We start from the raw sequence: 12,667 nt of genomic DNA on the forward strand, positions 1-12,667 counted from the left end.
GCTGGGGACGCCCCGGGTGGCGATCCTCTCGGCGGTGGAGACGATCAACCCCAAGATCCCGAGCACGATCGAGGCGGCGGCCTTGTGCAAGATGGCCGAGCGCGGCCAGATCCTGGGCGGGCTGCTGGACGGGCCCCTGGCGCTGGACAACGCGATCAGCAAGGAGGCGGCGGCGATCAAGGGGATCGGCGGCGAGGTCGCCGGCCGTGCCCAGGTGCTGGTGGTGCCGGACCTGGAGGCCGGCAACATGCTGGCCAAGAACCTGTCGTTCCTGGCCGGGGCGGATGCCGCGGGCGTGGTGGTGGGCGCCCGGGTGCCGATCATCCTGACCAGCCGGGCCGACAATGTCCGCACCCGCATGGCGTCCTGCGCAGTGGCGGCCCTGTTCGCCCATCATCTGGCGCAGACGCGGCCGTTGGCCGGCTGACGGCAGGCCGCTGGTCCCGCCGCGACGCCCTGACACGTGGCGACCAGTGCAAGCCATTGCGGTTGCTGGCATTGCGGCGGGCGGCACCTGGCAGGGCAGCCCTCCTGGCGACAGGAGTGGCCGCACGAGACCCTTTACAGTCCGGGCCGGTTGGTTGCATCTAAGCGCCCTGCCAGCGGCGAGTCCCGCCGCCCGCCTTGGATGGATCGATGATTTCTCGTCCGCAGGACCACGTCGCAGTGCCGGGCTTCTCGCCTGCGGCGGCGCGTGCGCGGACGCTGCCGGGCCTGCTTCGACTTATCCGCCCCTGAGTGCGGCGCGTTTCGCGCGCGTTCAGGGGATTTGTGATCCGTCGACCCACCATGCACGCTCATCAGGAAATCCTCCCATGATCCCGACCCAGGACGGCGACAGCATCATCATCTTCGACACCACGCTGCGCGACGGCGAGCAGGCGCCCGGCTGCTCCATGGACGTCAGCGAGAAGCTGCGCGTGGCCGAAGTGCTCGAGCACATGGGCGTGGACGTCATCGAGGCGGGCTTCGCGATCGCCAGCGAAGGCGACTTCCAGTGCGTCAACGAGGTGTCCAAGCTCGTCTCCGAGAGCGTGGTCTGCTCGCTGGCCCGCGCCAACGCCGCCGACATCGACCGCGCCGCCGAGGCGCTGGAGCCGGCCAAGCGCAAGCGCATCCACACCTTCATCGGCACCTCGCCGCTCCATCGCCAGTACCAGCTGAACCTGGACAAGGAGCAGGTCCACCAGCGGATCATCGACAGCGTGACCCGCGCACGGCGCTACACCGACGATGTCGAGTGGAGTGCGATGGACGCGTCGCGCACCGAGAAGGACTACCTGTTCCGCTGCATCGAGACCGCGATCGCCTGCGGCGCCACCACGGTGAACATCCCGGACACGGTGGGCTACGCCTATCCCGAGGAGTTCGCCGACCTGATCCGCGAGATCCGCTCCACGGTGCCGAACATCGACAAGGCGATCATCTCGGTTCACTGCCACAACGATCTGGGCCTGGCGGTCGCCAACAGCCTGCTCGCGGTCAAGGCAGGGGCCCGGCAGATCGAGTGCACCATCAACGGCATCGGCGAACGGGCTGGCAACGCCGCGCTGGAAGAGCTGGTGATGGCAGTGCGCACCCGGCCGGACGTGCTGCCCTACCAGACCCGGGTGGTTTCCCAGGACATCATGAAGGCGTCGCGCCTGATCTCGGCGATCACCGGCTTCTCGGTGCAGCCGAACAAGGCGATCGTCGGTGCCAACGCGTTCGCGCACGAGAGCGGCATCCACCAGGACGGCATGCTCAAGAACGCCCAGACCTATGAGATCATGCGGCCGGAGGACGTCGGGCTGCACCGTTCCAGCCTGGTCATGGGCAAGCATTCCGGCCGCCATGCCTTCAAGAAGAAGCTGGAGGAGCTGGGCTACCAGCTGGGCGACAACGCGCTGAACGAGGCGTTCGTCCGCTTCAAGGCGCTCGCCGACAAGAAGAAGGACATCTACGACGAGGACCTGGTGGCACTCGTCGACGACGAGATCCAGACCGGCGAGCAGGCGATCAAGTTCAACCGGCTGCGGGTGATGTGCGGCTCGGACATCAAGCCGGAAGCCTCGATCGACATGGAGGTCGACGGCAAGCAGGTGACTTCCGTCTCGCTGGGCGACGGTCCGGTGGACGCGACCTTCAAGGCCATCGAGCGGTTGGTGCCGCACGACGCCCGGCTCCAGGTCTTTCAGATCAACGCCGTGACCGGTGGCACCGATGCCCAGGCGGTGGTGTCGGTGAAGCTGGAGGAGGATGGCAAGTCGGTGAACGGCCAAGCCTCCGACGTCGACATCATCGTGGCGTCGGCACGCGCCTACATCTCGGCGCTGAACAAGCTGATCACCAAGCGGCGCAAGACGGCGCCGGCGGCACTCTCGGCGTGAGCTGCACCCACGCCTGAGCAAGTCGTGGGCAGGTTGCCCGAAAATTGAGCAGTTCTCTTGCCAGGCCGCGGGCTCCGCGGCCTGGTCCCGTTCTTGCTAATGCTCTGCGGCAAGGGCCCTCAACGGACGGACATCGATGGCGACGACCTACACCAAGGAACAGAATACCCTCTTTCCCATTGTGCTGGCATTGGTCGGCGCCGCGGCGACCGGGGTGCTGTGGGCCTATGCCAACCCGATTCAGCTCGTCCCGGGCGTGATCCAGTGGCGGATCTTCGCCTTCCTGCCCTGCCTGGTCGGCATCCTCCTGGGCCCCAGGAGCGGCTTCATCTGCGGCTATCTCGGCACGGTGATCTGGTCGCTGCTGGCCGGCACCTTCATCCCGGCGCATTCCCTGATCGTCGACGGCATCGCGGTGGGCCTGACCGGCTTCATCCCGGGCATGCTGTTCGACCCGGCCCGCAGCAGCCTGAACCGTGCCGGTCTGATCAAGATCGCCCTGATCTGCCTCCTGGTCGGGCTCGGCATGGTTGTGGTGGTCTCGGCCAGTCTGGCCTATCTCGGCATCTTCCCGTTCCTGTGGGCCCTGACCTATCTCGGCCTGTCCGACGTGGTGCCGATGGTGATCGGCACACCTCTTTTGGTGATCCCCGCGCTCAAGATCCTCAAGAGCGCCCACCCGGGTGGCTTCACCCGCTTCTGAGCGCAATTTTCCCCGACCATCTTCGACCTGGATCCAGCTTGCTTGCGATCGAAGACCTCGTCGTGGCCTATCAGGGCCAGGACGTCCTCCACGGCGTGTCGCTCCAGGTCGAGCCGGGCTGCGGTGCCCTGGTCTGCGGCGCCGGGGCCAGTGGCAAGTCGACCCTGCTCGCCACTGCCTGCGGCGTGGTCCCGCGCCTGGTCAATGCCGAGCGGGTGACCGGCCGGCTGCAACTGGGCACCCGCGACTTCGCCGAGATCCCGCGGGCCGAACTGTTCTCGCGGATCGGCATCGTGTTCCAAAACCTGGACGACCAGCTCTTCGACCTGGAGGTCGAGGACGTGATCGCGGCACCCCTGGAGAATCGGGGCGTGCCGCGTGCCGAGATCCGCGCACGCCTGGCGGAGCTGTTCGAGGAGCTGGCGATCCAGGACCTCGCCGGGCGGCGCGTTTTGACCCTGTCCGGCGGCGAGCGGCGCATGGCGGTGCTCGCCGGCGCGCTGGCCGCCCGACCGGAGCTCCTGGTGCTGGACGAGCCCACCACCGGTCTCGACCCGGCGGCCCGGCTGCGGCTGGAGCGCAGCCTCGCGGCCGTGCGCGACCGCATCCCGCTGATCCTGGCCGCCGACCAGGACGCGGCCTCGCTGGCGGGTGCCATGGGCCGCATCCACCTGCTGCAGGCGGGGCAGCTGGCCGGCTGCTGGCCGACCGCGGAGGCGCTGGCGCTGCGCACGCCCTGGCTGGAGGCCGGCATGCTGCCGCCCCGCCGGCAGGAGCAGCCGGTGCGGACCAGTGCTACGCCCGGCGGACGGGTCCTGCTGGCGGTCGAGGGGCTGCGCACCAGGCTGGCCCGGCCGGGCGGCGAGCCGGTCCTGCACGACATCACCCTGGAGCTGCGCGCCGGCGAGGTGACGGGCTTGATCGGGCGCAACGGTGCCGGCAAGTCGACCCTGATCCAGACGGTGCTGGGCCTGGCACCGCTCGCCGCGGGGCGGATCGTGATCGAGGGCGAGCCCGCCGAGCGCTGGACCGCCGCACGCCGGGCACGCCAGGTGGGCTACCTGCCGCAGAACATGCGCCGGATGCTGTTCAATCTCTCGGTGCTGGACGAGATCGCCTTCTCGGTGGGCGGCTCGACCGCGAAGATCGGCGATCCTGAGGTACGTGCCAGGGCCGCCCAGGCGCTGGCGCCGTTCGGTCTGGCCGACAAGGCCGAGGCCAGCCCGTTTGCCTTGTCGGCGCGCGAGCAGGCCCTGCTGGGCCTGGCCTGCCTGGACGCGGCCGGCTGCGCTGTGGCGATCCTGGACGAGCCGTTGCTGGCGCGCGACCGGCAAGGGCGAGCGATGCTCGACCTGTTCCTGCGCCGCTCGCACGAGGCGGGCCGGGCCGTGCTGCTGATCTCCCACGACCTGGAGCTGATCGACGATCTGTGCGGGCGCCTGCTGATCCTGGCCGATGGCCGGATCGCGGCGGACGGGCCGACCGAGCAGGGCTGGACGTCCCCGGCCTTCCGGGCCCTGGGTTGGCCGGCACCGGAATCGCCCTGGAGGATCGCGTCGTGAAGCGGCTCTACGAGGTCAATTTCCTGGTGAAGCTGGCGGCCGCCTTCCTGGTGATGGCCGCCGCCTGGCTGGTGACGAGTCCCTGGCCGGCCGTCCTGATCGCGGCCCTGGTCGTCTTGCTGCTCTGCGTCACGCGGGTGCCGGGGCTGAGCGGCTACCTGAAGGGTGCCGCCATCCTGGTCGCCATGGTGCTGGTGACCTGGTCGATCAATCTGGGCCTGCAGGGCCAGCCGCTGGCTGAGGCGCTGCCCACGGCGGTGCGGATGGCGGCGCGGCTGATCGCCACCACCGCGGCCTTCTTCTTCGTCATGGAGACCAGCACGCCCGGCTCGATCCTGGCAGCCGCCAGTGCCGCGCGCTTTCCGCCCATGGCCACGCTGGTGCTCTCCCTGGTGTTCGGGATCATCCCGATGCTGCGCGAGGAGTTCCTGCGCATCGCCGACGCCCAGCGTGCCCGCGGCATGGAGATCGACGGCGTACCCTTCCACACCCGGCTGCGCTATGCCCTGGCCCGGGGCATCCCGCTCCTGGTCCAGTCCATCCGCATGGCCCAGGCCATCTCCACCGCGCTGGCGGTGAACGGCTTCGATGCCGCCACCAAGCGCACGACGTGGCGCCAGGTCGGCCTGCTGGTCGAACCCCGTCTGCCGCTCAACGAGGTCCGCAAGACATGACCCAATCCCCTGTCACGCCCCATCACTGGACTGTGGATGTGGCCGGCCGCCTAGTCGAGTTGCCGCTCGTAGCGATCAAGCCGGACTTCGCGATCTCCCTGATGATGGTGATCGACCTGGGCGTGGGCTTTTTGGACCATGTCGGCAGGGCCCTGGCCGAGCGGCTGAAGCCGCTGCGCCCGGACGTGATCGTGGGGCCTGCCACGCTCGGCATCCCGATCGCCATCGAGGTGAGCCGGGCGCTCGGCCTCGACCAGTATGTCGTCCTGCAGAAGTCGCCAAAGATCCATCTGGCCGACGCGCTGGTGGAGCCGATCACCTCGATCACCTCCAAGGGCGAGCAGCGCCTCCTGCTCGACCGGCGCGCCGTTCCGCTGCTCGCGGGCAGGCGGGCGGTGGTGGTCGACGACGTGGTGGCGAGCGGCTCCAGCCTGAAGGGTGCCATTGCGCTCGCCCGCGCCGCAGGTGCCGAGGTGGTGGGCGCCGGCGTGGTGCTGACCGAGGCCCATGAGTGGCAGGCAGCACTCGGCGCCGATGCTGGCCTGGTGACCGGGCTGGGCCACATTCCGCAATTCGCGCCGGACGGGAACGGCGGCTGGACGCCGATCGTAGGAACCTGATTGGTTCACCGGCCGGCGGCTGCGCAGGAAACCGCGGCGGACCCGCTGGATTAACTAGCCGTGCATGACGCGCCGTAGAACCGTGACGGTTTTTCTGGCAGAGCTGGTTCGCCGGCAGGTTGTATCGCCTGCTGCGGGCTTGCCTGACGGACCTCGGCCCCATGTTCCTGTTCAGACTGTTCGGGATCTTCTCCACCGATCTTGCCATCGATCTCGGCACCGCCAACACGCTCGTCTACATGAAGGGGCGGGGCATCGTCCTGAACGAGCCGTCCGTGGTGGCACTCTCCACGGTCAAGGGCCGCAAGCAGGTGGTGGCGGTCGGCAACGACGCCAAGCAGATGCTCGGCCGCACCCCCGGCAACATCGAGGCCATCCGCCCGCTGCGCGACGGGGTGATCGCCGACTTCGAGGTGGCCGAGGTGATGATCAAGCATTTCATCCGCAAGGCGCATCGCCGCCGGGCGTTCGCCGCACCCTCGATCATCATCTGCGTGCCGTCGGGCTCCACCGCGGTCGAGCGGCGCGCCATCCAGGAAAGCGCCGAGGGTGCCGGGGCGCGCCGGGTCCAGCTCATCGAGGAGCCGATGGCCGCCGCGATCGGCGCGGGCCTGCCGGTGACCGAGCCCAGCGGGTCGATGGTGGTCGACATCGGCGGCGGCACCACCGAGGTCGCGATCATGTCGCTGGGCGGCATCGTCTATTCCCGCTCGGTCAGGGTCGGCGGCAATAAGATGGACGAGGCGATCATCAACTATGTCCGGCGCCACCACAGCCTGCTGATCGGCGACACCACCGCGGAGAACATCAAGAAGTCGATCGGCTCGGCCTGCCTGCCCGAGGAGGGCGACGGCAAGGTGATGGAGGTGCGCGGGCGTGATCTGTTGAACGGCGTGCCCAAGGAGATCGTGATCAGCCAGAAGCAGATTGCCGAGGCGCTGGCCGAGCCGGTGATCCAGATCATCGAGGCGGTGAAGACGGCGCTGGAGCACACCGCCCCGGAGCTTTCCGCCGACATCGTCGACCGCGGCATCGTGCTCACCGGCGGCGGCTCGCTGCTGGGCAATCTCGACTTCGTGCTGCGCTACACGACCGGCCTGCCGGTCAGCCGGGCGGAGGACCCTCTGAGCTGCGTGGTGGCCGGCACCGGCCGCTGCCTGGAGGACCGCTCGCTGCGCCATGTGTTGCACGCCGCCTACTGAGACGGCCTTCCTTCACCGAAACATGTCGATATCATGGACGTTTCTTCATTGGTTGCCTAAACCGGTCCCACCACTCCCGATAACCGGGAAAGACAGGAGGTCCCGCTTGAACGCCATCGCCGCCGCATCGCCGCCTTCGGCCCAGCAGCCGGCCTGAGCCCGATGGCCCGCCGCCTGCCGCGACTGTCGGTCCCGTTCAAGCTGGTCGTCGACCGCATGACCGTGAGCGCCCTGGTCGCGGTCTCCCTGATGCTGCTGGTGATCGGCAAGGCCGACTTGAAGCTGATCGACGCGCTCGCGACCGGTGCGGGGGACATCGCCAGCCCGGCTTTGCGGTTGGTCAGCGCACCGGTCGAGGCGGTGCGCGGCGTCGCCCGCTCGATCGGCCAGACCATGGCGCTGGCCGAGGAGAACGCGCGCCTGCAAAGCCAGGTCGATCGCCTGCTCGGCTGGCAGGCGGAGGCGACCAGGCTGGCGGTGGAGAACCGGGAGCTGCGGATCGCGGCTGCCATGCCGGTCGAGGCGCCGGCCATGCGGGTCGCCACCGCGGCGATCGTGGGCGACAGTGCCGGCAGCTTCGTCCAGACCCGGCTGATCGACGCCGGCAGCGCGCGCGGCGTAGCCGTGGGCCATGCGGTGGTCGACGAGGCCGGCCTGGTCGGGCGGGTGGTGGCAGTGGGCCGGCAGAGCTCCCGGGTCCTGCTGATCACCGATCCCGCTGCCAAGGTCCCGGTGATGGTCGAGGGCAGCGGCGACCGTGCGCTGATGGAAGGTGATGGCGGCCGCCGGCTGCGCCTGCGCTTCCTGCCGCGCGACCCGCGCTTCCAGCTGGGGGATCGCGTGGTCACGTCAGGGGAGGGCGGGCTGATCCCGCCGGGCATTGCGGTGGGCGTGATCAGCCGGGTCGGTGCCGCCGGGGTCGAGGTCTCCGCCTATGTCGACTGGGGCCGGCTCGACTATGTCCAGGTGCTGCGTGCCGAGCCGGTGGAGCCACCGGAGGCGGACTTGGCGGCCATGGACCCATCTTCCGTGGCGGCCGGCGTGGAAACGATTGCCGCCTCCGGGCCGGTGCTGCCGTGACCGGGCTCATCACCCACAAGGCCGAGCTGCGGCTGCGCCAGCTCCTGCCGATCCTCACCGTGGCCCTGGCGCTGCTGCTCGACCTGGCGCCGCTGCCCGATGCCGGCCCGCAGGCCCAGGCGCCGAAGCTGGTGTTTGCGGTCGTGTTCTTCTGGGCGCTGCACCGGCCGGAGCTGCTGCCGCCACTGGCCCTGTTCCTGCTGGGCCTGGCGGGCGACCTGGTCGCCGGCAGCCTGGTCGGGCTGGGCCCGGCGATGCTCCTGCTGCTGCGCGAGGCGGTGGCCCGGCAGCAGCGTTTCCTGCTGGCGGCCTCGCCGCTCGGGCGCTGGGTCGGCTTTGCCGGCTACGTGGCGGTGATGATGGTGGCGGTCTGGCTCGTCACCTCCGCCCACGCTCTGCGCTGGCAGGCGATTGATCCCCTGGCCGTGCAGGCGCTGCTCACCGTGCTGGCCTGGCCGGTGGTCGCGGTCCTGCTGATCCAGGTCCATGCGCGGCTGCCGCGGGTGCGCCATGCAGCAGGAGGCTGAGCGCCTCCGCTGGTTCAAGCGCCGCTCCCTGCTGCTGGGGGCAGGGACCTGCGGGCTGTTCGGCACGCTGGTCGGCCGGCTCTGGTACCTGCAGATGGCAGAAGGCCAGCGCTACCAGCTCCTGTCGGAATCCAACCGGGTCAGCGAGCGGCTGATCCTCCCGCCGCGCGGCCGGATCCTCGACCGTGGCGGCCGCCCGCTCGCGGACAATGCCGCGACCTACCGGGTGCGGGTGGTGCGCGAGCTGACCCCCGACCTGCCGGGCACGCTCGAGCGCCTGGGTGGGCTGCTGGGCCTCTCCCCGGAGCGGATCGCGGAGATCCTGGCCCAGGCCCAGGCCCGGCCGCGTTTCGTGCCGGTGGGCGTGCGCGAGGACCTGTCCTGGGAGGAGGTGGCGCGGATCGCGGTGCGCGCCCCGGAACTGCCCGGCATCATCCTGGATGCGGGCACGATCCGCCACTATCCCGAGGCTGCCACGCTGGCCCATGTGCTGGGCTATGTCGGCCCGGTGAGCGAGCCGGAGCTGAAGGGCGAGACCGACCCGCTCCTGCAGATGCCGGAGTTCCGGATCGGCAAGCAGGGGGTCGAGCGCACCTACGATCCGCTCCTGCGCGGCAAGGCCGGCCTGTCCCGGGTGGAGGTCAACGCGGTCGGCCGCGAGATGCGCGAGCTCGACCGCAGCGAGGGCACGCCCGGCCAGGACCTGGTCCTCTCGCTCGACCTCGACCTGCAGCGCTTCGCGATGAGTCGCCTGTCCGCCGAGACCGGCGCCGCGGCGGCCCTGCTGGACGTGCGCGATGGTGGTGTCCTGGCGCTGGCCTCGGTGCCGAGCTTCGATCCCAGCCTGTTCCAGAACGGCATCTCGCAGCGCAACTGGGCGAGCCTGCGCGACGACAAGCTGGCGCCTATGGTCAACAAGGCGTTCAAGGGTGAGTACCCGCCGGGCTCGACCTTCAAGATGATGACCGCGATCGCCGGGCTGGAGACCGGGGTGATCAAGCCGGACACCAGGATCCGCTGCACGGGCTCGATCTGGATGGGCAGCATCGAGTTCCACTGCTGGAAGAAGGGCGGCCATGGTGCCATCGACCTCGCCCAGTCCCTGGAGCGCTCCTGCGACTGCTACCATTACGAGGTGGCGCGCCGGCTCGGCATCGACCGGCTGGCCGAGTACGCGCGACGCTTCGGTCTGGGCGAGCGTACCGGGATCGACCTGCCAGGCGAGCGCCCAGGCGTGGTGCCCACCGTCGCCTGGAAGCGCGCCACGCTGGACCAGCCCTGGCATCGCGGCGAGACCCTGATCTCCGGGATCGGCCAGGGCAACGTGCTGGCCACGCCGTTGCAGCTCGCGGTGATGACCGCGCGGCTGTGCAACGGCGGCCTGAAGATCGCCCCTTGGCTGGTGCGCGGCGGCGAGCGCCACCTCGCCTGCTGCACCGCACTCGAGCCGGTGGGTGTGGCCAAGGAGCATCTGGACGTGGTGCTGGACGGCATGTTCCGGGTCGTGAACAGCCCGTCCGGCACCGCCCGCTCGGCTGCCTTGCACACGCCGGGTGTGCTGATGGCCGGCAAGACCGGCACTTCCCAGGTCCGACGGATCACCAAGGCCGACCGGCTGTCCGGCGCGTACAAGCGCAAGGACATCCCCTGGGAGCATCGCGACCATGCGCTATTCGTGGGCTACGCCCCCCATGAACGGCCGCGTTTTGCGGTGGCGGTGGTGGTCGAGCATGGCGGCGGCGGCTCCGCCGTGGCGGCACCGATCGCCCGCGACCTCCTGGACCGGGCCTTGCAGCTCGACGCGACCGTGGCCGTCTCGCCGCGTGCCGACGAACCGGCCTGAGGAGGGCTGAAGAATGGAGCTCCACCTCAAGGCACCCGCCCTTTCGCTGGCCGACAAGCTCTGGTCGATCAACTGGCTGCTGGTGGCGCTGCTCTGCCTGATCGGCGCAGTCGGCTATGCCGTGCTCTACTCGGCTGCCGGCGGCTCGTTCGAGCCCTGGGCGTTCCGCCATGCCGCGCGCCTGGCGGCTGGGCTCTGCCTCATGCTGCTGCTGGCCCTGGTCGACGTGCGGGTCTGGTTCAAGATCGCCTACCCGCTGTTTGCGTTGGGCGTGGCGCTGCTGGTCGCGGTGGATATCCTGGGCTTCGCCGCCAAGGGGGCGCAGCGCTGGATCGATCTGGGGCCGATCCAGCTCCAGCCCTCCGAAATCATGAAGATCGCGCTGATCCTGGTGCTGGCGCGCTGGTTCCACCCGGCCTGGCTGGACGACGTGCGCCGGCCCCTGTTCCTGGTCGCGCCGCTGCTGATGGTGGCGGTCCCGGTGGCACTCGTGATGGTGCAGCCCGACCTCGGCACCGCGATCACCCTGATCACGGTAGGCGGCACGCTGTTCTTCGCCGCCGGGGTGCGCTGGTGGAAGTTCGCGCTGGTGATCGTCTTGGTGCTGGCGGTGCTGCCGGTCGGCTGGGAGATGATGCACGACTACCAGCGCCAGCGCGTGCTCACCTTCCTCGACCCCGAGAACGATCCGCTGGGTGCTGGCTACCACATCATCCAGTCCAAGATCGCCCTTGGCTCGGGCGGCTTCTGGGGCAAGGGCTACCTGCATGGGACGCAGGCCCAGCTCAACTACCTGCCCGAGAAGCACACCGACTTCGCCTTCACCACGCTCGCCGAGGAAACCGGCTTCATCGGCGCCAGCGCGACGCTCGCTCTGTTCCTGGGCGTGGTGCTGATGGGCATCCATGCCGCCACGCGTGCGCGCAGCCAGTTCGCCCGGCTGGTGATCATCGGGCTCAGCATGAACTTCGCGGTCTATGCCGTGATCAACATCGCCATGGTGATGGGCTTGATCCCGGTGGTGGGCATCCCCTTGCCGATGATCAGCTATGGCGGGACGGTGATGCTCACCGTGCTGATGGGCTTCGGCATCCTTCTCTCGGCGGACGTACACCGGGAAACAGCGATCCAGCGCTTTCCCAGGAACTGACGCGGGCGCCGGAGCCCAGCTCCGACGCCCGTCCTTCCCAGCCCTCGTGCGGCATCTGCCTCAGCTGCTGCCTTCGGAGGTCGGCCCGTAGGTCATGTGGTCGCGGTTGTAGGCCGGATCGCAGGCCGCCAAGCCAAGCACCATCGCGGCGGCGAACAACCATGCCAACGTCTTGTTGATCATCACGAACGTCCTTCCAGCCCCATCCGAGGGCCACCAGGTTGAGCAGGCATGTCCTCCACCGCGGGCCGAGGCTGCGCCTTTGTGCAGGCGCCAGCAGCAGGTCCTTTTGGTGCGGCCTGTTCCTGCAGGAAGCGGTGGGACTCATGAGCCGATGGATACGGCGCCATCGACGCAGGGTGTCGCTCACCGTCGTCGGTCTGGTGACGTTCGTTCCGTCGTTCTTCCCCGGCCCGCATGCGGCAGGACCGGACGGTGCTACGACGGCCGTCGCCGGGACCGCCGTCGCCACCGGTTCTACGCCCGGCGCCCTGGCCTTGCCTGCTGACGAAACGTGCAGGCAATCCTGACGAATTGTCATGGAACCACGGACGGCGCCGAGCCTGTCCTTTACGTGATGATGGATGTTTCCTGGTCCACGACAGTTCTCGATGGCCCTTCAGCCGCTGCCGGTGCCACTGAGCCCGCCGATGTTCACTGCGATGTGCTGATCCTGCGCTATTCCTGTCGCTGACGATCCGGCCAGGGCACATCCCGGAACTCTGGCGTGATCGGCCCATTATGACAGCATCCAATCCCGGTGATGCTCACGGCTGACGAGGAAACCAAGTTGGAGCAGGCGCGGCGGCACGTGCGTGAGGCAGGCTCGCGCCTTGCTGAGCAGCAGGCGCGGATCGCCGAGATGGAGAGGGACGGCCACAAGGTCACCCGGTCGCGCGAGTTGCTCGCGACCATTGAGGAGTCGCTCCGCCTGATG

Annotated in this window: 12 protein-coding genes; 11 read left to right on the forward strand and 1 reads right to left on the reverse strand. The window is 69.2% G+C overall.

Annotated features, from left to right (window positions below; all coding sequences use genetic code 11):
• The 11 genes from VNS22_RS26975 to rodA all read left to right on the forward strand — a co-directional run.
• The coding region (locus tag VNS22_RS26975) for a phosphate acyltransferase (RefSeq protein ID WP_325738099.1) at window positions 1–427 on the forward strand (427 nt) is incomplete at its 5' end.
• Window positions 428–815: 388 nt separating this feature from the next.
• On the forward strand, window positions 816–2,369 hold the full coding sequence (locus VNS22_RS26980; RefSeq protein WP_325738101.1) for a 2-isopropylmalate synthase: 1,554 nt from the start codon (window positions 816–818) through the stop codon (window positions 2,367–2,369).
• Between the two features lie 136 nt (window positions 2,370–2,505).
• The gene (locus VNS22_RS26985; RefSeq protein WP_325738102.1) at window positions 2,506–3,072 is read left to right on the forward strand and encodes a hypothetical protein; all 567 of its coding nucleotides are present in this window, start codon (window positions 2,506–2,508) and stop codon (window positions 3,070–3,072) included.
• A 38-nt stretch (window positions 3,073–3,110) separates the two neighbouring features.
• Window positions 3,111–4,634, forward strand: coding sequence for an ABC transporter ATP-binding protein (locus VNS22_RS26990; protein ID WP_325738103.1), 1,524 nt, complete (start codon window positions 3,111–3,113; stop codon window positions 4,632–4,634).
• Window positions 4,631–5,308 carry an energy-coupling factor transporter transmembrane component T gene (locus VNS22_RS26995; protein WP_325738106.1) on the forward strand — a complete coding sequence of 226 codons (678 nt, stop codon included), beginning with the start codon at window positions 4,631–4,633 and terminating at the stop codon, window positions 5,306–5,308. The genes VNS22_RS26990 and VNS22_RS26995 overlap by 4 nt, the downstream gene beginning before the upstream one ends.
• Window positions 5,305–5,928, forward strand: coding sequence for a phosphoribosyltransferase family protein (locus VNS22_RS27000; protein ID WP_325738108.1), 624 nt, complete (start codon window positions 5,305–5,307; stop codon window positions 5,926–5,928). Before VNS22_RS26995 ends, VNS22_RS27000 begins: the two co-directional genes overlap by 4 nt.
• 161 nt (window positions 5,929–6,089) lie before the next feature.
• Entirely contained in the window at window positions 6,090–7,130 is a 1,041-nt protein-coding gene (locus VNS22_RS27005) for a rod shape-determining protein (protein ID WP_325738110.1), read from the forward strand.
• A 162-nt stretch (window positions 7,131–7,292) separates the two neighbouring features.
• A complete protein-coding gene (gene mreC / locus VNS22_RS27010; protein WP_325738112.1) occupies window positions 7,293–8,210 on the forward strand; it encodes a rod shape-determining protein MreC in 918 nt (305 codons plus the stop codon).
• Window positions 8,207–8,737, forward strand: coding sequence for a rod shape-determining protein MreD (gene mreD / locus VNS22_RS27015; RefSeq protein WP_325738114.1), 531 nt, complete (start codon window positions 8,207–8,209; stop codon window positions 8,735–8,737). Before mreC ends, mreD begins: the two co-directional genes overlap by 4 nt.
• Window positions 8,721–10,580 carry a penicillin-binding protein 2 gene (mrdA, locus tag VNS22_RS27020; protein WP_325738116.1) on the forward strand — a complete coding sequence of 620 codons (1,860 nt, stop codon included), beginning with the start codon at window positions 8,721–8,723 and terminating at the stop codon, window positions 10,578–10,580. Before mreD ends, mrdA begins: the two co-directional genes overlap by 17 nt.
• A gap of 13 nt (window positions 10,581–10,593) precedes the next feature.
• Window positions 10,594–11,730, forward strand: coding sequence for a rod shape-determining protein RodA (gene rodA, locus VNS22_RS27025; protein ID WP_325738118.1), 1,137 nt, complete (start codon window positions 10,594–10,596; stop codon window positions 11,728–11,730).
• A gap of 60 nt (window positions 11,731–11,790) precedes the next feature.
• Here the strand turns inward: rodA and VNS22_RS27030 are convergent, their stop codons facing one another.
• Window positions 11,791–11,913 carry a hypothetical protein gene (locus tag VNS22_RS27030; protein ID WP_325738120.1) on the reverse strand — a complete coding sequence of 41 codons (123 nt, stop codon included), beginning with the start codon at window positions 11,911–11,913 and terminating at the stop codon, window positions 11,791–11,793.
• Between the last annotated feature and the right edge of the window lie 754 nt (window positions 11,914–12,667).

Source organism: Geminicoccus sp. (assembly GCF_035556675.1).
Taxonomy (GTDB): domain Bacteria; phylum Pseudomonadota; class Alphaproteobacteria; order Geminicoccales; family Geminicoccaceae; genus Geminicoccus.